Source organism: Flagellimonas sp. (genome assembly GCF_965233845.1).
In the GTDB taxonomy this organism is placed as follows: Bacteria; Bacteroidota; Bacteroidia; order Flavobacteriales; family Flavobacteriaceae; genus Flagellimonas.
Genome location: NZ_OZ247584.1, coordinates 1804424 through 1827323 on the forward strand (window position 1 = coordinate 1804424; position 22900 = coordinate 1827323).

The window sequence follows — 22900 nt, forward strand, 5'->3', positions numbered from 1 at the left end:
TTTCAAAGAAATGATCTTTAGGATACTTCTTATTGCTTGCCTATCTTTTTCTTATCTACATTAACCGTCTGGTCTTGATCAACGTCAATAACGTTGGTAGAAACAGCAGTCATAGCAAGAAAAGCAACAGCCAGCAATCCAAAAAATAATCTTTTAGTGTTCATCGTAAAAGAGTTTTTGGTTAATAAATGAATTCATTTCAATAACAAATGTAGGAAAAATTACTTACCTACAATGCATTTCATCGATAAAAATTGCATTTAATCCAAAAAAGGGAACTTTTTACCGAATTCGATACCGTTAATCGAAATGTTCAAATAAGGTAGATGAATTAATTTTTACTCTGGACTAAACTCGATTGAACGGGTGTTTTCATCGATAAAGTGTAAGTAAATGGATACAGTTTGGGTAGGCAACAAAGAGCTTACCTTCTCTGGCCATTCCATAAAGAGCCAAGTTTCTGGGGACAGGTAGTCTTCCAGCCCCAGGTCCAAAGCCTCGGCTTCATTTTCAATTCGATAAAAATCAAAATGGTATCCCAATAGTTGATCCTGCTGATCATGATATTCGTTTACAAAACCAAAAGTTGGGCTATTGGCCTCATCAACCCCACCCAAATTTTTGACCAAGGCTCTGATCAATGTCGTTTTACCCGCTCCCATTTCACCATAAAAAAGAAGTGTCTTATGTGGAACCGTGTCCAAAATGGTTTGGGCCACTTCATCAATTTCCGATAATTGAAAGGTACGTTTCAAACTGCGTTATTTTGGATCCAAAACTACAAAAGGAACGATCATTTCCTCCAATGAAACTCCGCCATGTTGATAGGTGTTTCGATAATAGCTTACATAATGGTTGTAGTTATTGGGATATGCAAAGAACATATCGTTTTTGGCAAAAATGAAACAGCTGCTCAAGTTTATATTGGGAAGATGAATGTCTTGTGGATTTCTTGAAGCCAATACTTCCTTATTATTATAGGTAAGACTTCTACCTGTTTTATACCTCAGGTTTAGGCTGGTGGCTTTGTCCCCAATAACTTTGGAAGGTTGTTTTACATTAATGGTTCCGTGATCGGTGGTCAGGATTAACTTCATGCCAAGAGATTGGGCTTGTTGCACAATTTCCAACAAGGGCGAGTTTTTGAACCAACTCAAGGTCAATGAGCGGTAGGCCTTGTCGTTGGCAGCTAGCTCCTTAATCACCTCCATTTCTGTTTTGGAATGGGAGAGCATGTCCACAAAATTGTAAACCACTACAGTAAGGTCATTATCCTTTTGGGATTTAAAATTCTGTGCCAACTGCTTCCCTTGTCTCAGGTTGCTGATTTTATGGTACTCCCATTTAATATCCATGCCGAGCCTTTTAAGTTGGGCGCCCAAAAATTCGGCTTCAAACAAATTTTTGCCTCCTTCATCCGTATCGTTTTTCCACCAATCTGGATGTCGCTTTTCCATATCTAAGGGCATCAAGCCCGAAAAGATGGCGTTTCTGGCATATTGTGTGGCAGTGGGCAGGATACTGTAATAGGAACTCTCCTGCTTTTTCTTATAGTGAACAGCCAAGGTTTCCTCAAAGGCCAACCACTGGTCGTATCTGAGGTTGTCAATAACAACCAATAAGGTTTTCTGATTTTCAATCTCAGGTTGAATTTTTTTTCGGAACAGGGTGTGCGACATGGTTGGGCCATCTCCATCCTTAAACCAATCCTGGTAGTTTTTATCCACAAACTTACTGAACTGGGCATTGGCCTCCACCTTCTGCGATTCCAAAATTTCAAACATTCCAGAGTCTTCAATTTCCTCTAACTGAAGCTCCCAGTAGATAAGCTTTTTGTAGAGCTCTACCCATTCGTCATAGCTGTTCACCATGGACAAGTCCATGGCAATTTTCCGAAATTCTTGTTGGTAATTTGCTGTGGTCTTTTCAGAAACCAATCGGGAGTTGTCCAAGCTCTTTTTAAGAGAAAGTAAAATTTGATTGGGATTAACAGGCTTGATTAAATAATCCGCAATTTTGGACCCAATAGCCTCGTCCATAATATATTCCTCCTCACTCTTGGTAATCATGACCACAGGGATGGAGGCGTCATACTTTTTTATTTCGTTCAGGGTTTCCAAACCAGAGATGCCCGGCATGTTCTCGTCCAGAAAAACAATGTCAAAAAAGGTATTTCGTATCTCTTCCAGCGCGTCTTGTCCGCTTTGGCTGGTCACTACTTTATAACCTTTGTTTTCAAGAAAAAGGATATGGGGCTTTAATAGGTCAATTTCATCATCGACCCACAGAATTGTGATCTTGTTCATATAGTGGTTATCTTTGCGGAATTAAACACAAAGCCCTTGGCACAGACCAATAAGCTCAAAGTATTTAACGATCCAATTTACGGTTTTATTGGAACTCCCAATGAACTAATTTTTAAGCTGATCGCCCACCCATATTTTCAACGATTGCGTAGAATTTCCCAAATGGGAATGTCCTATCTGGTTTATCCTGGTGCGCACCATACCCGATTTCACCACGCTTTGGGGAGTATGCATTTGATGACCAAGGCCATCCAGACCTTGCGTTGGAAAAATATTGAAATCAGTGAGGAAGAGGAAACCGGTTTGCTCTGCGCTATTTTGCTGCATGATATAGGACATGGCCCTTTTTCGCATGCTTTGGAAGGTTTTGTGGTTCCCGGCTTCCATCATGAACAACTGTCCTTGGAATTCATGACTGCTCTGAACAAGGAATTTGAGGGGCAATTGGATATGGGCATCTCTATATTTAGAGGAGAATATTCCAGGCCATTTTTGAATCAGTTGGTGTCCAGTCAATTGGATATGGATCGTTTGGATTATTTGAAACGTGACAGTTTCTATTCCGGGGTTACCGAAGGTAACATCAATTCCGAGCGGTTAATCTCCATGTTGAATGTGGTGGATGGGCATTTAGTGGTTGAAGAAAAGGGAATCTACGCGGTGGAGAAGTTCCTTATGGCCCGAAGATTCATGTATTGGCAGGTGTACCTGCATAAAACAGGACTTTGTGCGGAACAGATGCTGATTCGGATCATGCAACGGGCCAGGAAGTTGGTCAACGAAGGCAATGCCTTGGAGGGAAGCAAAGCTTTTCTATTTTTCTTAAAAGGCATATCGGGAAAGTCAATTCCAGCTTCCACCTTAGACCTGTTTGCCCAGCTGGATGATGTAGATGTGCTATCGGCCATAAAATCGTGGCAACAGCATTCCGATGTTGTGCTGTCCAAACTTTGCCAAATGGTATTGAATAGAAACCTGTTGCATGTGAAAATCAAGAACCGACCCATTGCTTTGGAGAAGATGGAAGATAAATTGGAACAGATACAAACTGAGTTGGGTTTATCAACATCCGATGCTTCCTGTTTTGTGTTCACAGGTGAGATATCAAACAAAGCATATAGTGGGAATCACCAAGCCATTAGTATCTTAAAGAAGAACGGTAAGGTTACCGATGTATTAAAGGAATCTGACCAACTTAGCTTAAAGGCCCTGTCCAAGACAGTGACCAAATATTACTGCTGCTATCCCAAACAAGCCGTTTAACAAATTTTGTTACTTTTGCAGAAATGAAATTTACAGCCACCCAAATTGCCGGAATTTTAGAGGGAGAAGTTGAGGGCAATCCTCAAATTGCTGTCCACAAATTATCCAAAATAGAAGAGGGGGAAAAGGGTTCTTTGACCTTCTTGGCCAATCCAAAGTACACCTCTTATATATACTCTACCAAAGCTTCCATAACTATTGTAAACAAGGATTTTATTCCTGAACAGGATTTGTCCACCACCTTGATCAAGGTGGATGATGCCTATAAATCTTTTTCGAAGCTGTTGGAATACTATAATCAGGTAAAGAACAATAAGGTAGGGATTGAAAATCCCTGTTTTATTTCAGAATCAGCTTCGTATGGGGAAGGTTTTTACTTAGGGGCCTTTTCCTATTTGGGCAACAACGTGAACATTGGAGATGATGTAAAAATATATCCCAATGTATACATTGGCGACAATGTTACCATGGGAGACAACGTATTTGTTTTTGCTGGGGCCAAGATATATTCAGAGTCCATTATCGGAAACAATTGTGTAATTCACAGTGGAGCCATTATAGGTGCCGATGGGTTTGGGTTTACACCTAACTCCAATGGCGAATATAGCAAGGTTCCCCAGACCGGAAACGTTGTTTTGGAAGACAACGTGGATGTGGGTGCTGGAACCACGATAGATCGAGCCACTTTGGGTTCAACCATACTTCGGAAAGGAGTAAAACTGGATAATCAAATACAAATAGCGCACAATGTTGAAATTGGTGAGAATACTGCAATTGCTGCCCAAACGGGCGTTGCCGGTTCCACCAAAATTGGAAAGAACTGCCTCATTGGAGGGCAGGTGGGAATTGTGGGCCATATCACCATAGGTGATCGTGTAAAAATTCAAGCACAGTCCGGGATTGGGCGCAACGTAAAGGATGACGAGGTTCTACAAGGATCCCCTGCCTTGAATTATGGCGATTACAATAAATCTTATGTACACTTTAAGAATTTACCAAAACTGGTAAATCAAATCTCCAACTTAGAAAAAAGAATTGACAGTGAGCAAGACTAGCGTAAAGCAGCGCACTATAAAAGACAAGGTTACCCTAAAAGGTGTAGGCTTGCATACCGGGGAGGATGTCACGATGACCTTCGTTCCCGCCAAGGAAAACCATGGATTTGCCTTTAAGCGTGTTGACCTGGAGGGCGAGCCTATCATTGAGGCCGATGCCAACTATGTGGTAAACACCCAAAGAGGTACCAACTTGGAAAAAAACGGAGTCAAAATCCAAACCTCTGAACATGTGCTTGCCGCCTTGGTTGGTTTGGACATTGACAATGTCCTCATAGAACTGGATGCACCGGAACCCCCAATCATGGATGGTTCTTCCAAGTTCTTTGTTGAAGCTTTGGAAGAAGCTGGGATTGTTGAGCAGGAGCAAAATCGTGAGGAGTACATTGTAAAAGATGTCATCTCCTATAAAGACGAGGCCACTGGAAGCGAGATTACAGTGATTCCGGCTGAGGAATATAAAATTACGACCATGGTGGACTTTGGCACCAAAGTATTGGGAACCCAAAATGCCACCTTGCAGCACATTTGCGATTTTAAGGAAGAAATTGCAGATGCCCGTACCTTTAGTTTTCTTCATGAACTGGAAATGCTCTTGGAGCATGGTTTGATCAAAGGCGGAGATTTGAACAACGCCATTGTCTATGTGGATAAAGAGATTTCTGAATCCACCATGAAAAAACTGGAAAAGGCCTTCAAAAAGGAAAAGCTATCGGTTAAACCCAACGGAATACTGGATAATTTAACCCTACACCATCCAAACGAAGCGGCAAGGCATAAACTGTTGGACGTTGTTGGGGATTTGGCTTTGGCCGGAACCCGAATTAGGGGGAAGGTCATTGCAAACAAACCAGGTCATTTTGTAAATACCCAGTTTGCCAAAAAACTTCAGAAAATAATTAAACAGGAACGCCGTAACTATGTTCCGGATGTCGATTTGAATGCTCCACCTGTCAAGGATGTGAACCAGATAATGGATATGCTTCCACACAGGCCTCCTTTTTTACTGGTCGACAAGATTTTGGAATTATCTGAGGAACATGTGATTGGGCTAAAGAACGTTACCATGAACGAGCCCTTTTTTGTGGGGCACTTTCCAGGAGCACCTGTAATGCCAGGAGTTTTACAGATTGAGGCCATGGCCCAAACAGGGGGTATTTTGGTGTTGAGTACCGTACCTGATCCAGAAAATTATCTTACTTATCTCTTGAAAATCGATAACGTTCGATACAAACATCAAGTAGTGCCAGGGGATACCCTTATTTTTAAGTTGGACCTTTTGTCTCCAATCCGAAGAGGTATCTGTCAGATGGTAGGTAGGGCTTACGCCAACGGAAGATTGGTTTCCGAAGCTGAAATCATGGCTCAAATCACTAAAGTAAAGGGAGAATAATATGAATCAACCGCTGGCTTACGTCCACCCAGGGGCAAAAATTGCCAAGAATGTGGTAATTGAACCCTTCACCACCATTCATAACAACGTTACTATTGGCGAAGGAACGTGGATCGGTTCCAACGTGACCATCATGGAGGGTGCCCGAATTGGAAAGAACTGCAATATATTTCCCGGCGCTGTTATCTCAGCTACCCCCCAGGATTTAAAATATCAAGGCGAGGAAACGACTGTCCATATTGGCGATAACACAACCATTAGGGAATGCGCTACCATTAATAAAGGTACTGCGGACCGAATGAAAACGGTCATTGGTAACAATTGCCTGATCATGGCATATTGTCATATCGCCCATGATTGCTTTATTGGCGACAACTGCATTTTTAGCAACAATTCCACTTTGGCGGGTCATGTGACCATAGGCACCAATGTGGTTTTGGCGGGAATGGTGGCCGTACATCAATTTGTTTCCATAGGAAATCACGCCTTTGTAACTGGAGGTTCCTTGGTTAGAAAAGACGTTCCACCCTACGTGAAAGCGGCAAGAGAGCCCCTGTCTTATGTAGGAATAAATTCAATTGGGCTGCGTAGACGTGGATTTACATCGGATAAGATCCGGGAAATCCAGAATGTATATAGGATTCTATATCAAAAAAATTACAACAACACCCAAGCCGCTTCAATTATAGAAGCTGAGATGGAAGCTACCCCAGAGCGGGACGAAATACTTCAATTTATAAGAGATTCCCAGCGAGGAATTATGAAAGGATACTTTAGTTCAAATTAAGATTATGGCAAATACATCCGATATACGAAAAGGACTGTGCATCAAATACAATCATGATATCTATAAGATTGTGGAGTTTCTTCATGTAAAACCTGGAAAGGGGCCCGCTTTTGTGAGAACAAAACTCAAAAGTGTAACCACAGGTAAGGTGATTGACAACACTTTTTCTGCAGGGCATAAGATTGATGATGTACGAGTGGAAACCCGTTCGTACCAATACCTTTATGCGGAAGGAGATACTTTTCATTTTATGAATACGGATGATTACAACCAGATTTCATTGGAGAAAAGTTCCCTGGATGCGCCAGATTTGTTGAAAGAAGGTGAAGTGGTGACCATTTTGTTCAACACGGAGGACAGTATGCCACTTTCAGTGGAAATGCCCGCCAGTGTTATTTTGGAAGTGACCCATACGGAACCAGGAGTAAAAGGTAATACCGCCACAAACGCCACCAAACCGGCCACTGTTGAAACCGGAGCACGTATCAATGTTCCCCTGTTCATCAACGAAGGGGATAAAATAAAGGTGGATACAGAGAAAGGCAACTACCAAGAGCGGGTAAAAGAGTAATACGGAATGAAATTTCCTAGAACCTATAGCCTAAAGGAAATATCAGAATTAATTGATGCCAAATTTATGGGAAGTGAAGACTTTCCAGTTTTGGGCATGAATGAAATTCACGTAGTGGAGGAAGGTGACATTGTGTTTGTGGATCATCCCAAATATTATGACAAGGCACTGGCCTGCAAGGCGTCAGTGGTCTTGATCAATAAGGAGGTGGAATGCCCGGAAGGCAAAGCCCTTTTAATTTCGGATAACCCGTTCAGCGATTTTAATAAGCTTACCCAGCACTTTTCACCTTTTAAGAGCGCACGTTCTGCCATAGCTGATTCTGCCGAAATAGGAGAAGGCACCGTAATCCAACCCAACGTATTTATAGGGAACCATGTAAAAATTGGTAAAAATTGTTTGATACATGCCAATGTTTCCATCTATGATAATTGCCTTATTGGTGATAATGTAATCATCCACAGTGGTTCGGTTTTGGGTTCAGATGCTTTCTACTATAAGAAAAGGGAAGAAGGATTTGAGCGATTGTTATCTAGTGGCAGGGTAGTGGTGGAAGATAATGTGGATATTGGTGCTTCTTGTACTATTGACAGGGGAGTGACCGGGGATACCACCATTAAGGAATGGGCCAAGTTGGACAATCAAATTCAAATAGGGCATGATACCGTAATAGGTAGAAAGTGTCAAATTGCTTCGCATACGGGAATAGCCGGTTGTGTGGTGATAGAGGATGAAGTTGTTCTTTGGGGACAGGTAGGTGTTATCAGTGCCATTACCATTGGAAAAGGGGCCGTGGTCTATGCGCAATCCGGAGTGGCCAAAAGTTTGGAAGGTGGAAAGGCATATTTTGGCAGCCCTGCCGAAGAAGCCCGTACAAAAATGAGGGAAATCAACACCTTAAAAAACCTTCCATCACTGCTAAAAAAGATAACGGGAAATAGCTGATAAAATACTTTAACTTTTAGCGTCAATGATATACTTTTGTCGAGGCTAACAAATACGAAATATGAGTGTCCTAGTAAATAAAGATTCAAAAATTATAGTCCAAGGCTTCACGGGAAGTGAAGGAACTTTCCATGCAGGTCAGATGATTGAGTATGGAACCAATGTAGTGGGAGGGGTTACCCCAGGAAAAGGTGGTCAGGAACATTTGGGCAAGCCTGTTTTTAATACCGTGGAAGATGCGGTGACCAAAGTGGGCGCGGACACAAGCATCATATTTGTACCGCCAGCCTTTGCTGCCGATGCAATTATGGAAGCGGCTAGTGCTGGAATAAAGGTGATTATTACCATCACGGAAGGAATTCCGGTTGCGGATATGGTAAAAGCCAATGATTATATCAAAGATTTGGATTGCACTTTAGTGGGGCCCAATTGCCCGGGAGTTATTACCCCTGATGAAGCCAAAGTTGGTATCATGCCTGGATTTGTGTTCAAAAAAGGAAACGTTGGAATTGTTTCCAAATCCGGTACGTTGACCTATGAGGCTGCTGATCAGGTGGTGCGTCAGGGATTGGGTATTACGACGGCCATTGGTATTGGTGGTGACCCCATTATTGGGACAACAACCAAGGAAGCTGTTGAGCTTTTGATCAATGATCCTGAAACAGAATGTGTAGTGATGATTGGGGAGATTGGTGGTCAGCTGGAAGCTGATGCTGCCCAGTGGTATAAGGAAAGCGGAAGCTCAAAGCCCATAGTTGGTTTCATCGCAGGTGAAACTGCTCCTGCCGGTAGAACCATGGGGCATGCTGGAGCCATAGTTGGTGGTAGTGATGATACTGCGCAAGCCAAGAAAAGAATAATGCGGGAATGTGGTATTCACGTTGTGGATTCTCCTGCAGAAATTGGCGTAAAGGTCAAGGAAGTAGTTGGATAATCCAACCGTTAAAACTATTGTAAATCCCGTTTCTAGCGGGATTTTTTTTCGCTAAAACCTAAAACAAAAACTATATTTGAATATCAACCATTCAAACTAACTTGGAATATTATGAAACTATTGGAAGGCAAAAATGTCATCATTACCGGAGCAAGTAGAGGAATAGGTAAGGGAATAGCAGAGGTATTTGGTAAAGCTGGTGCCAATGTGGCTTTTACATATAGCTCCAGTGAAGCTCCCGCATTGGAATTGGAAAAGGAATTATCTGCATTGGGTGTAAAGGCCAAGGCCTATAAAAGTAATGCAGCAAGTTTTGAGGAGTCCCAAGAATTGGTAACCAAGGTCTTGGAAGATTTTGGTGGAATTGATGTGCTTATCAATAATGCAGGGATTACCAGGGACAAACTTTTGATGCGCATGGGTGAGGAAGATTTTGATACGGTGATTGAAATTAATTTGAAATCAGTTTACAATATGACCAAAGCGGTGCAACGCACAATGCTCAAGCAGCGCCAAGGCTCCATAATCAACATGAGTAGTGTTGTTGGGGTGAAAGGTAACGCGGGCCAGGCCAATTATGCCGCTTCAAAAGCAGGAATGATAGGTTTCACTAAATCCGTTGCCTTGGAGCTTGGATCTAGAAATATCCGCTGCAATGCTATTGCTCCAGGTTTTATTGAAACCGAAATGACGGACAAGTTGGATGATAAAATGGTGCAGGAGTGGAGAGATGCCATCCCACTAAAACGCGGTGGTAATCCAGAGGATGTTGCCAACGCTTGCTTGTTTTTGGCTTCGGATTTATCAGCTTATGTTACAGGGCAAGTACTCAATGTGGATGGGGGCATGCTAACCTAAATTGAATGGAAATACAAACGGTACTACTTATACTCTTAGCGGCCATTGTCGCGCTTACCGTTGTATTTTATCAATACTTCCATAAAAATCCCAGGAAAGGAACCCAAAGAATTATTTTGGCCTCCTTGCGATTTTTGACTCTTTTCTGTGCCCTATTATTATTGATTAACCCACAATTTGTTAAGCGCGATTATTTTGTAGAAAAAACCAAACTGGTGTTGTTGGTGGATGAATCATTGTCCATGGATACACACACAGATGAAGTTGGTATTCGGGAACATTTGAAAGCCTGGACCGATAATGAAGCGGTGCAGACAAGATTTGAGATTCACAAATATGGTTTTGGGAATGGGGTAAATCCATTGGACTCCGTACAGTTTACTCGGAACAACACGGATATATACAAGGCTCTTACCGATGTAAATGAAATTTTTGGGAACCATCCCAAGTCCATCCTGTTATTTACAGATGGCAATCAAACTTTGGGTAGGGACTATGAGTACCTAAATTTAAACAACAACAGTACGGTTCACCCTGTGGTAATTGGAGATACAACCCAGTACGAGGATTTGTCCGTTAGGTTGATCAATACCAATACCTATGCTTTTTTGAAAAACAAGTTTCCTTTGGAAGCACAGTTGGTATACAGAGGAAACAGGGAAGTAGCCAAATCTGTTTCCGTTTTAATGGATGGGAAAATAGTTCATCGGGAGAATATGCAATTTTCGAGCTCAAAACGAAGTCAAACCCTCAATACCTTGATTGAGGCACAAAGCGTAGGAGTGAAGCCGTTGCAAGTACGTTTAGAATCCCTTCAAAACGAGCGGAACCCCTTCAATAATATGCGGGAAACCGCCATTGAAGTTATTGATGAAAAAACCAAAATTGCCATTGTTTCCGAGGTACTGCATCCAGATATAGGTGCACTTAAAAAGTCAATTGAAACCAACGAACAGCGAACGGTGGTGTTGTTGAAACCTACTGATAAAGCTGAAAAATATGATGATGTGGGACTTTTTATTTTATATCAACCCACACGAAGGTTCAAAAACGTTTACGAGCGTATAGATCAACTTGGAGCCAACAAATTTACCATTGCCGGAACCAAAACGGATTGGCCTTTTTTAAATCAAATCCAAAATAGTTTTTTTAAGGAACGGCTGAATCAAACCGAAGAGATAATCCCGGTATTGAACAATGGCTTTGGCGTATTTGGATTGGCCGATTTTTCCGTACAAGGATACCCTCCATTGGAGGGGCAGTTAGGGGATATAGAGCTCAAAAAAGAATCCGAGACCCTTTTGTTTCAACGCATTCGCGGAGTCGATTTGGATATTCCCTTATTTTCAATTCTTACCGAAGGGAATCAACGGGAAGCTATTTTGTTTGGGGAAAACCTCTGGAGATGGAGGGCACAAAACTATCGGAACAACCAAAATTTTGAGGATTTCGATGCTTTGATAAGTAAGCTCATGGTGTATTTATCCAGTAACAGTGGAAGAAACAGGTTGGAGTTGGATTATGACAGGGTTTTTGATGATGCAAGTCTGGCCAAGGTTAGGGCTTCCTACTATGATGAGAGCTATGCGTTTGATGCTGCGGCAAGTTTGAAAATCAGCATACAATCCAAGGAAAATGATTTTTCCCGCGAAGCACCGTTATTGCTTAAAGGCTCGTATTACGAAACGGACCTAAGTGACCTTCAAGCGGGCGAATATAATTTTACGATAACCGTGGAAAGTGAAAACCTCAAAAGGTCAGGAAGTTTCAAAATCTTGGATTTCAACCCTGAAAAACAAACCTATTCTTCTAATTTCAACAAGCTTCAACGCTTGGCTGAAAATAATAATGGAAAGGCTTATCTGCCTGGTCAAATGGATGAATTGACCGAAGAACTTTCCAATTCCCAACGATACACACCAGTCCAAAAGAGCACTCAAAATGTCGTATCTTTAATAGATTTTAAAGTGCTTTTGGGCATCATGGCCATGACACTGGCTTTGGAATGGTTCATCAGAAAATACAACGGATTAATTTAAATACATACTAGAAATGGAAAGATTACCAAAGATTGCCCTGCCAGCTGTTGCAGTCATCATTTTTGTCATCATTGTGATATCCAAGTCGGCCGTGACCATTGGTTCCGGCGAGGCAGGCGTATTGTACAAAACCTTTGGTGATGGTGTGGTAACGGACAAACCGCCTCTGGGTGAAGGGTTTCACCTTGTGGCGCCTTGGAACAAAGTTTATATCTATGAAGTACGAAGACAAGAAATCTTCGAGAAAATGAAAGTGCTGTCCTCCAATGGTTTGGATATTCAATTGGATGCCTCCGCTTGGTACCAGCCCAACTACAACGAATTGGGAAAATTGCACCAAGAGATTGGCGAAAATTACCTGCAACGGATCATCTTGCCAACCATTAGGTCTGCGGCCCGTAGTGTAGTGGGTAGATATACCCCAGAACAGTTATATTCCAGCAAAAGGGATGCTATCCAACAAGAGATATTTGAGGAAACCAAAAAGATTGTGGATAATCAGTACATTGTCTTGGATGAAATTTTGGTTCGCGATGTTACTTTGCCACCCACCATTAAGGAGGCTATTGAACGAAAACTGAAACAAGAACAAGAATCCTTGGAATACGAGTTTAGGCTGGTCACCGCACAGAAGGAAGCGGAGCGTCAACGTATTGAGGCCCAAGGTAAGGCAGATGCCAATAAGATTTTAAGTGCTTCTCTTACGGACAAGATTCTGCAGGACAAAGGAATTGAGGCAACTCTGAAACTGTCAGAATCCCCAAACTCTAAAGTGGTAGTAGTTGGATCTAGTGGTGATGGTTTGCCTTTGATTTTGGGAAATAACTAAATCATCCTTTTTTGATAAAAAAATATATACTACTTTTGAACGCATAATGAGAAACAGAAACACACATCATCATTTTTATACTTGCCCTCAAGCGAGATAGAGATGTATTGTTGTTTTTAAAATATATTCTAACCCGTTTGAGAAATCAAACGGGTTTTGTTTTTAAGCCTGTTTGGTTCCAAACAAAATGAAAGCAAGAATGACAAAGATTCGAATTGCAGTACAAAAGAGCGGAAGGTTGAATGACGATTCCCTCAAGATTTTAAAGGATTGCGGAATTGCCATTGACAATGGCAAAGACCAACTTAAAGCTACCGCCAGGAATTTCCCTTTGGAAGTGTTTTACCTCCGCAATGGGGATATACCCCAATATCTTAGGGATGGGGTGGTTGACATTGCCATCATTGGGGAAAATGTACTGATAGAGAAAGGGGAGGACATTACAGTGGTGGAAAAACTGAATTTTTCCAAATGTAGGGTGTCCTTGGCAGTTCCCAAACGGATGGAGTATAATACGGTAAAGGATTTTGAAGGAAAACGTATTGCTACTTCCTATCCAAACACGGTCAAAAAATACCTGGCATCCAAAGGGGTGTCCGCTGATTTGCACATCATTAATGGTTCTGTGGAAATTGCCCCCAATATTGGATTGGCTGATGGCATTTGCGATATTGTTTCCAGTGGTAGCACGCTGTTCAAAAATAACCTCAAAGAGGTGGAAATTATATTGAAAAGTGAAGCGGTTCTTGCGGTTTCACCGGAGATTTCAGAACAGCGGAAAGAGATACTGGAAAGGCTTCAATTTCGGATTAAATCCGTATTACAGGCCCGTCAGAACAAATATGTTCTGCTAAATGCCCCCAATGAGAAATTGGATGAGATCATTTCCATTTTACCAGGGATGCGAAGCCCCACGGTTTTGCCCTTGGCGGAAGAAGGTTGGAGTTCGGTACACACGGTAATCAACAGGGACACTTTCTGGGAAGTTATTGATGAGCTAAAACTGGCTGGAGCGGAAGGAATTTTGGTTTGCCCAATTGAAAAAATGGTAATCTAATGGAACGTATTGATTATCCCGCCAAGGAAAGTTGGAAGGCCATATTAGAACGACCAACCCAGTCCGTGAACGACATTGAGACTGTGGTGGATACCATTTTTACTGAAGTCAAAGAAAAAGGAGATGAGGCTATTATCGCCTACACCAAAAAATTTGACCAAGTGGAATTGGAATCGTTCTTTGTATCCCAGGATGAAATCCAGAATGCCATAAAAGAAGTTCCGAAACAGTTACAAGATGCCATTTCCTTGGCCAAAAACAATATTGAAAGATTTCATGCTGCCCAAAAAACGGAAAAGGTTAAGCTAGAAACCGTGCCGGGAGTGCAGTGTTGGCAAGAAAAAAGGCCAATTCAAAAAGTTGGGCTTTACATTCCCGGGGGAACTGCTCCGCTTTTCTCTACCATATTGATGTTGGCCGTTCCGGCGCAACTAGCAGGTTGCAGCGAAATTGTTCTATGTACTCCGCCCAATAAGGAAGGAAAAATAAACCCTGCCATTCTCTATTCAGCCCAATTATGTGGGGTCACCAAGATTTTCAAGGTTGGGGGTATCCAAGCCATTGCCGGAATGACCTTCGGAACAGCATCTATCCCCAAAGTCTATAAAATATTTGGGCCTGGAAATCAGTATGTGACCGTGGCCAAGCAATTGGCCACCAAATTTGGTGTGGCCATTGATATGCCTGCTGGTCCCAGTGAACTTTTAGTAGTTGCCGATGATTCGGCAAATGCGGCTTTTGTGGCGTCTGATTTGTTGAGTCAGGCAGAACATGGTGTGGATAGCCAAGTAATTTTGGTGTCCACTTCGGAAAAACTCGTGACTGATGTTGCCGCAGAAATCAAGGAACAATTGCAAGCATTGCCAAGAAAAGACATTGCTGAGAAATCAATCGCCAATAGTAAACTGATTTTGTTGAAGAATGATGACGAGGCCTTGGAACTTATTGATGAATATGGCCCTGAGCATTTAATTGTTTGTACGGAAAAGGAGGAGTTTTACACTCAAAATGTATCCAATGCCGGCTCCGTTTTTATCGGAAATTACACCCCGGAAAGTGCTGGTGATTATGCTTCAGGCACGAATCACACACTGCCTACCAACGGCTACGCCAAGCAGTATAGCGGAGTAAATTTGGATAGTTTTATGAAGAGTATGACGTTTCAAAAAATCTCAGCTGAGGGAATCCAACGGATTGGTGGCGCCATTGAACTAATGGCAGAAGCGGAAGGGCTTCAGGCACACAAAAATGCAGTAACGCTTAGGCTGAGTAGTTTAAAGAAAATCTAATGTCAGGTCGAGCGCAGTCGAGACCTAAATTAATATGCTTAAAACGTTTAACATAGAAAACTTGGTAAGGGAATCCGTAAAAGGACTGAAACCGTATTCTTCCGCTCGGGATGAATATGTATCTGACGGTAGTGCCATGGTGTTTCTGGATGCCAATGAAAATCCGTTCGAGAATGGGGTCAACAGATATCCAGATCCACACCAAAGAAGTCTAAAAGCCTTGTTGTCTGATCAAAAAGGAGTTTCAGAACAAGGTATCTTATTGGGGAATGGTAGTGACGAAGTCCTGGATTTAATTTTTAGGGCGTTTTGTGAGCCCAACCAAGATAACATCATAACCCTACCGCCTACCTATGGAATGTATAAGGTCTTGGCCGGAATCAACGCTGTGGAAAATAGGGAAATACTCCTGACCGCTGATTTTCAACCTGCAGTTGACCAAATATTGGGAATAGTGGACGATAGCACCAAGCTGATATTTATTTGTTCTCCCAACAATCCAACGGGAAATGCATTTGATTCGGTAGCAATATGGGAACTGCTTGACAATTTTAAGGGAATTGTGGTTATTGATGAAGCCTATATCGACTTTTCAAAAACCAAAAGTTGGTTGGGGCAACTTCAACAATATCCCAATTTAATCGTGACCCAGACCTTGTCCAAGGCGTATGGTATGGCGGGTATTAGACTTGGGGTCTGCTACGCTTCGGAAGAAATTATTGCGATTCTGAACAAAATCAAACCTCCCTACAATGTCAATCAATTGACCCAGGAAAAGGCCTTTGCTAGGGTTTCGGATACATCCCTTGTTGCGAAGGAGGTACATCAGATTCTTACGGAACGGAATGCGCTCGAAAAGGCACTGGAAGAATTGGACTTTGTACAAAAGGTATACCCATCGGACGCTAATTTTTTGTTGGTAAAAGTGGATGATGCCAATAAAAGATATGATGAACTTATTCAAAATAGGGTAGTGGTGCGGAACAGGAGTAATCAACCCTTGTGCAATAATACACTTCGGTTGACCGTGGGTACCCCGGAGGAAAATAAAAAGTTGATAGCCACCTTAAAACAATTACAATAATGGGAAAGAAAGTGCTATTTATAGATCGGGACGGAACCATCATCAAAGAGACTGTGGATGAACAGATTGATGCCTTTGAGAAAATGATATTCTATCCCAAGGCATTTACTTTTTTGGGTAAAATTGCCAAGGAACTGGACTATGAACTCGTGATGATCACCAATCAAGATGGGTTGGGGACAGAAGTGTTTCCAGAGGAAACCTTTTGGCCAGTACATAATTTTATCCTGAAATCTTTTGAAAATGAGGGAGTGGTCTTTGATGAAATCTTTATCGATCGCACGTTTCCCCAAGATAATGCCGATACCAGAAAGCCTGGAACGGCCATGTTGACCCAGTATTTTACTGAAGATTATGACTTGGAAAACTCCTTTGTAATCGGGGATCGGCTGACTGATGTGGAGCTGGCCAAAAATCTGGGAGCCAGAGGAATTTTCATCAATGACAATACCCAGTTGGGCACTTCGGAAATTACGGTAAAGCAGGAAGAACTTGAGGATTTTATCGCTTTGGAAACCAATGATTGGGAGAAGATTTATGAGTTCTTGAAGCTGCGTAATCGAATAGCTGAAATATCCCGAAAGACGAATGAAACGGACATTAAGATAAAACTAAACTTGGACGGGACCGGGAAAAGTAACATCAGTACAGGACTTTCCTTTTTTGACCATATGTTGGATCAATTGGCACGTCATGGTCAAATGGATTTGGATATCAAAGTGGATGGTGATCTGCACGTGGACGAGCACCATACCATAGAAGATACTGGGATTGCACTAGGAGAAGTCTTTTATGATGTCTTGGGCAACAAACTGGGCATAGAACGCTACGGTTTTTGTCTGCCCATGGATGATTGTCTTGCCCAAGTTGCGATTGACTTTGGAGGACGCAATTGGTTGATATGGGAAGCGGAGTTTAAACGCGAAATGGTAGGGGATATGCCTACAGAAATGTTCCATCACTTTTTTAAATCGTTTACGGACGGAGCCAAGGCCAATCTGAATGTTAAGGCGGAAGGTACCAACGAACACCACAAGATTGAGGCTATTTATAAAGCATTTGCCAAGGCAATAAAGATGGCAGTGAAAAGAGATGTCGAAAAAATGGTGCTCCCGTCAACCAAGGGAATGCTTTAGAACTGATTCTCGTTGGGGTTGAGTGGATAATCCGCGCGACCCATTCGAGAAATTAGTGTCAAACCATTAAGAAGTTGAGAGAGAAAAAATGAAACTGGTTATACTTGATTACGGAGCAGGAAATATCCAAAGCATAAAATTTGCTATAAGACGCCTTGGCTATGAAGCCATTTTAACGGACGAGGTAGATGAAATTCTAGCTGCGGACAAGGTCATTTTCCCTGGGGTGGGAGAAGCCAGTTCGGCTATGGAAAAATTGCGTTCCAGTGGATTGGATAAAATCATTCCAAAGTTGAAACAACCCGTTTTGGGAATTTGTCTGGGCATGCAATTGATGTGTAATTCTTCCGAGGAAGGCAACACCGATGGATTGGGTATTTTTGATTTGGATGTGGTCCGATTCCCAAACTCGGTTAAGGTTCCACAGATAGGATGGAACCAGATTGAAGGTCTGCGGTCTGATCTATTTAAGGGAATCCCTGAAAAGTCGCACATTTATTTGGTGCATAGTTTTTATGCTCCGCTGGGAGCTGATACCATCGCCAAAAGCGAATATGCTTTGAACTATAGTGCCGCATTGCAAAAGGATAATTTTTATGGCGTGCAATTTCACCCTGAGAAGAGTAGTGATGTTGGGAGTTTGATTTTGGAAAATTTTTTAGAAACCATCTGATATGACCTATTATATATCATCAGATAAGCAGCAACTGGACATTGACAAGGTACACCAAGCCATTAAGGCCTCTTATTGGGGAGGTTATAGGTCCCTGGAAATGACCAAGACTACCATAGAACAGTCCATGTGTTTTGGAGTGTATTCGGAAACAGAAGGCCAGCTTGGTTTTGCCAGGGTACTCACAGATAAGGTAGTTTTTGCTTACATCATGGATGTGATCATATTTGAGCCTTATCAAGGTAGGGGATTGGGCAAAAAATTGATTCGGTATATTCTAGATCAACCAGAAATCAACAAGGTCCATACAGTAGCATTAAAGACAAAGGATGCCCATAAGCTCTATGATGCCTTTGGATTCCAGAAAGTTGGGAATTCGGATATGTGGATGGCCATGGACAAGGCAAAATACAATTGAAAATGAGACTTATTCCTGCTATAGATATCATTGACGGAAAGTGTGTTAGACTCTCCAAAGGTGATTACGACACTAAAAAAGTGTATAACGAGCATCCCCTGGAGGTTGCCAAGGCTTTTGAAGATCACGGCATTCAATTTTTGCATTTGGTGGACTTGGACGGTGCCAAATCCAAACACATTGTCAATCACAAGGTTTTAGAAAGCATAGCATCAAAAACCAGCTTAAAGATTGATTTTGGAGGTGGGCTAAAGTCGGATGAGGATTTACATATTGCCTTTGAATCTGGGGCAAACCAGATAACAGGAGGGAGCATAGCGGTCAAAGACAAAGAAGTCTTTACAGCTTGGTTGCAGCAATACGGCTCGGCCAAAATTATTTTGGGTGCCGATGCCAAGGATGAGAAGGTGGCCGTATCCGGTTGGCAGGAAGAATCCGACCAATCCTTGATACCCTTTATTCAATCCTATCAGAAAAAGGGAATTGCATACGTCATCTGTACCGATATTAGCAAGGATGGCATGCTGGAAGGCCCCGCTTTTGATTTGTACCGAAAGATTTTGGACAAAACCAAAAAGGTGGAGACCAAAATCAGTGGTAGTGGGGTAGAGGATATTGAGGTTCCTGGAATTCATCTGATTGCGAGCGGGGGTATTTCGGCCTATGAAGAGCTTCCAAGATTGGCGGCCCTAGGCTGTGAGGGAACCATTATAGGCAAGGCTATTTATGAAAATAAAATCAGTTTAAAACAACTGGAAAAATACATTTTGGAACATGGAGTCAATTAATCAATTGCAAAATGAAGTGATTCAAAATGCGATGTATCGTATAGATGAAAGCTTGCGTATGGTCAAAATATGTCTGGACAAACTTTCAGAAGAGGTGATTTGGAAAAAGCCCAATGCATCAACCAATAGCATTGGTAATTTGATCCTGCATTTATGCGGAAACATCACGCAATACGGTATAGCGTCCTTGAAAGGTTTGGACGACAATAGAGATAGGGATGCTGAATTCGCTGCTTTTGAGGGATACAATAAAACCGAATTGTACCATAAGCTTTTGGATACCGTTGAGCAGGCTAAAAAAGCCTTTCAAGAAGTGCCATTGGGTGAGTTGATACGGAAACGTTCGGTTCAAGGATTTGAATTCTCAGGAGTTGGTAACATCATTCATGTGGTGGAACACTTTTCATACCATACCGGACAGATTGCATTATGGACCAAAATCCTGAACAATGCAGATTTGGGGTTCTATGATGGGGTGGATTTGAATGTGAAGAATGAGGACAGCTAATTGGATAAAATAAAAATGTACGTCACCCTGAACTTGTTTCAGGGTCGCATAAAATGGAGAACAGTTATGTGTATATCATGACAAATAAGTACAGAACCACATTTTATATCGGTGTCACCTCTAATTTGTCCAAAAGAGTAGTGGAGCACCAGATGGGGAATGGTTCAAAATTCACCAAAAAATATAACCTGGTTGAACTTATTTATTATGAAACTTACTCAGACATTGAACAAGCGATAGCACGTGAGAAGCAATTGAAAAATTGGCGTCATGAATGGAAGATTAACCTGATTAAAAAAACAAATCCGAAGCTAAAGACTTTGGATTACTAAAGTGAGACCCTGAAACAAGTTCAGGGTGACGAAAAAATATGCTTACAAAACGAATCATTCCCTGCCTGGACATCAAAGACGGACGTACCGTAAAAGGTGTGAACTTTGTGGATCTTAGAGACGCTGGAGACCCTGTTGAATTGGCCGCCATATATGCCCAAGAAGGCGCTGACGAGCTGGTTTTTTTGGACATTTCAGCAACAGAGGAGAAAAGAAAGACGCTAGCCGAATTGGTATATCATGTGGGTGAAAAAGTAAATATTCCGTTCACCGTAGGTGGTGGAATTTCCTCTGTAGAAGATGTGGATACACTGCTTAAAAATGGAGCGGACAAGGTTTCCATAAATTCTTCCGCGGTTAAAAGGCCTGAGTTGATCAATGAATTGGTAAGCAAATTTGGATCCCAATGTATAGTGGTGGCCATAGATGCAAAACAGGTTGATGGTCAATGGAAAGTCCACTTGGTTGGGGGTAAGGTACCCACGGAAATAGACCTGTTCCAATGGGCCAAAGAAGTGGAGCAGCGCGGCGCAGGGGAAATCCTGTTCACTTCTATGGATCATGACGGCACCAAGAATGGTTTTGCCAATGAAGCCTTGGCGCAACTGTCAACATTGGTTAACCTCCCAGTTATAGCCTCGGGAGGTGCAGGTAGTATTTCCCATTTTACGGACACGTTTACAGAAGGAAAAGCGGATGCAGCCTTGGCCGCCAGTATCTTTCACTTTAAGGAAATAAGTATTAAAGAATTAAAATCCAAGCTTAGGGAAGAAGGTATTCCCGTTCGATTATAACCCTATAAATTGCTTACAAATGAAAATAGACTTCAATAAAAACCCAGATGGATTAATTCCAGCCATCATCCAGGATGAGAAGACCAAAAACGTGCTGATGTTGGGATATATGAATCAAGAGGCTCTAGAGAAAACCCAAAGGACAAATAAAGTCGCTTTTTTTAGTCGTACCAAACAAAGGCTTTGGACTAAAGGGGAAGAAAGCGGGAATTTCTTGGAACTGGCAAGCGTTAAACTGGATTGTGATCGTGATACTTTATTGGTGCAGGTTAACCCTGTTGGCCCCACCTGCCACAAGGGAACAGACACTTGCTGGGGAGAAGCGAATGAGCAGCGTTTTGGTTTTCTTTCTCAATTGGAAGAAATCATTGCATCCAGAAGAGATAACAAGGAAAATCCGGATAGCTATGTGGCCTCTTTGTTCCGAAAAGGAATCAATAAAATTGCGCAAAAGGTGGGTGAGGAAGCGGTGGAAACCGTTATTGAGGCAAAAGACAATGATGACGATTTATTCTTGAACGAAAGTGCAGACCTTCTATTCCATTATCTCATACTCCTACAAGCCAAAGGCTATCAGTTAAATGACATTGTACACACCCTCCAGAAACGCCATAAGTAGGGGTAAACAAATGCGTTAAGGTTTCTCTAAAGCCATAGGGATTACATGGAAATACCGTATTTTTATGTAATGGCTATGAATACTAGAAAGGGATTTCGGTTTACTACCTACGAAGCACCCCATCAAACTCCATTTGAAAAACTTTTTGAGATTTTTCAAGAACTCATCACGCATACTTCCGGTGATGTGGAGGAAGCTTTGGATTGGCTTCGGGAATTGGACAAGGAATACGAGCTTACCGATGATGATTATACCATAGACAACTTTATTGAAGACCTGAAAGCCAAGGGTTTTATCCGAGAGGAATTCGAAGATAATGGCGAACAGGGCGAGGGCGAAGAAGGAGATGGTGGGGGAAGCCTCTCCATTACCGCCAAGTTGGAGCGCATGCTTCGACAGAGAGCCTTAGATCAAATTTTTGGTAAGCTGAAACGCAGTGGAAGCGGGAATCATAAAACAGGGAAATCAGGCAGGGGAGATGAGCATACAGGGGAATTTAGGGAATATCGTTTTGGGGATGCCTTGGAACATATTTCCATGACCGAGAGCCTAAAAAATGCCCAAATTAACCACGGATTGGACAACTTTTTGTTGAACGAGGAAGATTTGGTGGTGGAGGATACCCAGTACAAAGCCCAGATGAGTACGGTGTTGATGATTGATATCTCCCACAGCATGATTTTATACGGAGAGGACCGCATTACCCCGGCCAAAAAGGTGGCCATGGCATTGGCGGAGTTGATTACCACCAGATACCCCAAGGACACCTTGGACATTCTTGTTTTTGGAAATGATGCCTGGCCCATTGCCATAAAAGAACTCCCGTACCTGAAAGTTGGTCCTTACCACACAAACACCGTGGCTGGTTTGCAGTTGGCCATGGATATGCTCCGCAGAAAGCGGAATACCAATAAGCAAATCTTTATGATCACAGATGGTAAACCATCTTGTTTAAGACTGCCCAATGGGGATTACTATAAAAACAGTGTGGGACTTGATGATTATATTGTTGAGAAATGCTACAATATGGCCCAACAGGCACGTAAGCTCCATATTCCCATTACCACTTTCATGATTGCCGAGGATCCCTATTTAATGCAATTTGTTAGGGAGTTTACCAAGGCGAACAAGGGTAAAGCCTTCTATACAGGCTTAAAAGGGTTGGGTGAAATGATTTTTGAGGATTACGAACAAAATAGAAGAAAAAGAATAAAAGGATAGC

Annotated in this window: 25 protein-coding genes; 22 read left to right on the top strand and 3 right to left on the bottom strand. The window is 42.1% G+C overall.

Annotated features, from left to right (window positions below; translation table 11 throughout):
* Positions 1–29 precede the first annotated feature (29 nt).
* From ACO6S0_RS07825 to ACO6S0_RS07835, 3 genes are all read right to left on the bottom strand, one after another.
* Positions 30–164 carry a hypothetical protein gene (locus ACO6S0_RS07825; RefSeq protein ID WP_422351427.1) on the bottom strand — a complete coding sequence of 45 codons (135 nt, stop codon included), beginning with the start codon at positions 162–164 and terminating at the stop codon, positions 30–32.
* A gap of 174 nt (positions 165–338) precedes the next feature.
* Complete coding sequence (gene tsaE / locus ACO6S0_RS07830; protein ID WP_422351428.1) at positions 339–755, bottom strand: tRNA (adenosine(37)-N6)-threonylcarbamoyltransferase complex ATPase subunit type 1 TsaE; 417 nt, start codon at positions 753–755, stop codon at positions 339–341.
* 6 nt (positions 756–761) lie between these two features.
* Entirely contained in the window at positions 762–2306 is a 1545-nt protein-coding gene (locus tag ACO6S0_RS07835; protein ID WP_422351429.1) for a PglZ domain-containing protein, read from the bottom strand.
* Between the two features lie 36 nt (positions 2307–2342).
* Here ACO6S0_RS07835 and ACO6S0_RS07840 point away from each other — a divergent pair, with 36 nt between their 5' ends.
* The 22 genes from ACO6S0_RS07840 to ACO6S0_RS07945 all read left to right on the top strand — a co-directional run bounded on the left by ACO6S0_RS07840 (position 2343) and on the right by ACO6S0_RS07945 (position 22899).
* On the top strand, positions 2343–3569 hold the full coding sequence (locus tag ACO6S0_RS07840; protein WP_422351430.1) for an HD domain-containing protein: 1227 nt from the start codon (positions 2343–2345) through the stop codon (positions 3567–3569).
* A 23-nt stretch (positions 3570–3592) separates the two neighbouring features.
* Positions 3593–4624, top strand: a complete 1032-nt coding sequence (lpxD, locus tag ACO6S0_RS07845) for a UDP-3-O-(3-hydroxymyristoyl)glucosamine N-acyltransferase (protein WP_422351431.1) — start codon at positions 3593–3595, stop codon at positions 4622–4624.
* A complete protein-coding gene (locus ACO6S0_RS07850; RefSeq protein WP_422351432.1) occupies positions 4611–6017 on the top strand; it encodes a bifunctional UDP-3-O-[3-hydroxymyristoyl] N-acetylglucosamine deacetylase/3-hydroxyacyl-ACP dehydratase in 1407 nt (468 codons plus the stop codon). Before lpxD ends, ACO6S0_RS07850 begins: the two co-directional genes overlap by 14 nt.
* A gap of 1 nt (position 6018) precedes the next feature.
* A complete protein-coding gene (gene lpxA / locus ACO6S0_RS07855) occupies positions 6019–6804 on the top strand; it encodes an acyl-ACP--UDP-N-acetylglucosamine O-acyltransferase (RefSeq protein WP_422351433.1) in 786 nt (261 codons plus the stop codon).
* A 4-nt stretch (positions 6805–6808) separates the two neighbouring features.
* A complete protein-coding gene (gene efp / locus ACO6S0_RS07860; RefSeq protein WP_422351434.1) occupies positions 6809–7375 on the top strand; it encodes an elongation factor P in 567 nt (188 codons plus the stop codon).
* Between the two features lie 6 nt (positions 7376–7381).
* On the top strand, positions 7382–8320 hold the full coding sequence (locus tag ACO6S0_RS07865) for a UDP-3-O-(3-hydroxymyristoyl)glucosamine N-acyltransferase (RefSeq protein WP_422351435.1): 939 nt from the start codon (positions 7382–7384) through the stop codon (positions 8318–8320).
* Between the two features lie 61 nt (positions 8321–8381).
* On the top strand, positions 8382–9254 hold the full coding sequence (gene sucD, locus ACO6S0_RS07870) for a succinate--CoA ligase subunit alpha (RefSeq protein ID WP_422351436.1): 873 nt from the start codon (positions 8382–8384) through the stop codon (positions 9252–9254).
* A gap of 111 nt (positions 9255–9365) precedes the next feature.
* Positions 9366–10112 carry a 3-oxoacyl-[acyl-carrier-protein] reductase gene (gene fabG / locus ACO6S0_RS07875; protein WP_422351437.1) on the top strand — a complete coding sequence of 249 codons (747 nt, stop codon included), beginning with the start codon at positions 9366–9368 and terminating at the stop codon, positions 10110–10112.
* A gap of 5 nt (positions 10113–10117) precedes the next feature.
* Positions 10118–12151, top strand: a complete 2034-nt coding sequence (locus tag ACO6S0_RS07880) for a VWA domain-containing protein (protein ID WP_422351438.1) — start codon at positions 10118–10120, stop codon at positions 12149–12151.
* A 13-nt stretch (positions 12152–12164) separates the two neighbouring features.
* The gene (locus tag ACO6S0_RS07885) at positions 12165–12980 is read left to right on the top strand and encodes a prohibitin family protein (protein WP_422351439.1); all 816 of its coding nucleotides are present in this window, start codon (positions 12165–12167) and stop codon (positions 12978–12980) included.
* 199 nt (positions 12981–13179) lie between these two features.
* Positions 13180–14037 carry an ATP phosphoribosyltransferase gene (gene hisG / locus ACO6S0_RS07890; protein WP_422351440.1) on the top strand — a complete coding sequence of 286 codons (858 nt, stop codon included), beginning with the start codon at positions 13180–13182 and terminating at the stop codon, positions 14035–14037.
* The gene (gene hisD / locus ACO6S0_RS07895) at positions 14037–15326 is read left to right on the top strand and encodes a histidinol dehydrogenase (RefSeq protein ID WP_422351441.1); all 1290 of its coding nucleotides are present in this window, start codon (positions 14037–14039) and stop codon (positions 15324–15326) included. The genes hisG and hisD overlap by 1 nt, the downstream gene beginning before the upstream one ends.
* Before the next feature lie 34 nt (positions 15327–15360).
* Positions 15361–16410, top strand: coding sequence for a histidinol-phosphate transaminase (hisC, locus tag ACO6S0_RS07900; RefSeq protein WP_422351442.1), 1050 nt, complete (start codon positions 15361–15363; stop codon positions 16408–16410).
* Positions 16410–17546 (top strand): bifunctional histidinol-phosphatase/imidazoleglycerol-phosphate dehydratase HisB, encoded by a 1137-nt coding sequence (gene hisB, locus ACO6S0_RS07905; RefSeq protein ID WP_422351443.1) that lies wholly within the window; start codon positions 16410–16412, stop codon positions 17544–17546. The genes hisC and hisB overlap by 1 nt, the downstream gene beginning before the upstream one ends.
* Positions 17547–17634: 88 nt before the next feature.
* Complete coding sequence (gene hisH / locus ACO6S0_RS07910; protein WP_422351444.1) at positions 17635–18219, top strand: imidazole glycerol phosphate synthase subunit HisH; 585 nt, start codon at positions 17635–17637, stop codon at positions 18217–18219.
* A gap of 1 nt (position 18220) precedes the next feature.
* On the top strand, positions 18221–18637 hold the full coding sequence (locus tag ACO6S0_RS07915; RefSeq protein ID WP_422351445.1) for a GNAT family N-acetyltransferase: 417 nt from the start codon (positions 18221–18223) through the stop codon (positions 18635–18637).
* Positions 18638–18639: 2 nt separating this feature from the next.
* Positions 18640–19425 (top strand): HisA/HisF-related TIM barrel protein, encoded by a 786-nt coding sequence (locus tag ACO6S0_RS07920; RefSeq protein WP_422351446.1) that lies wholly within the window; start codon positions 18640–18642, stop codon positions 19423–19425.
* A complete protein-coding gene (locus tag ACO6S0_RS07925) occupies positions 19412–19933 on the top strand; it encodes a DinB family protein (RefSeq protein WP_422351447.1) in 522 nt (173 codons plus the stop codon). The genes ACO6S0_RS07920 and ACO6S0_RS07925 overlap by 14 nt, the downstream gene beginning before the upstream one ends.
* A gap of 53 nt (positions 19934–19986) precedes the next feature.
* Positions 19987–20265: a GIY-YIG nuclease family protein gene (locus tag ACO6S0_RS07930; RefSeq protein WP_422351448.1), complete on the top strand. Its 279-nt coding sequence runs from the start codon at positions 19987–19989 to the stop codon at positions 20263–20265.
* Between the two features lie 38 nt (positions 20266–20303).
* Positions 20304–21059 (top strand): imidazole glycerol phosphate synthase subunit HisF, encoded by a 756-nt coding sequence (gene hisF / locus ACO6S0_RS07935; protein WP_422351449.1) that lies wholly within the window; start codon positions 20304–20306, stop codon positions 21057–21059.
* Positions 21060–21078: 19 nt separating this feature from the next.
* Positions 21079–21678: a bifunctional phosphoribosyl-AMP cyclohydrolase/phosphoribosyl-ATP diphosphatase HisIE gene (gene hisIE, locus ACO6S0_RS07940; RefSeq protein WP_422351450.1), complete on the top strand. Its 600-nt coding sequence runs from the start codon at positions 21079–21081 to the stop codon at positions 21676–21678.
* 69 nt (positions 21679–21747) lie between these two features.
* Positions 21748–22899: a vWA domain-containing protein gene (locus tag ACO6S0_RS07945; RefSeq protein ID WP_422351812.1), complete on the top strand. Its 1152-nt coding sequence runs from the start codon at positions 21748–21750 to the stop codon at positions 22897–22899.
* Position 22900: the final 1 nt, after the last annotated feature.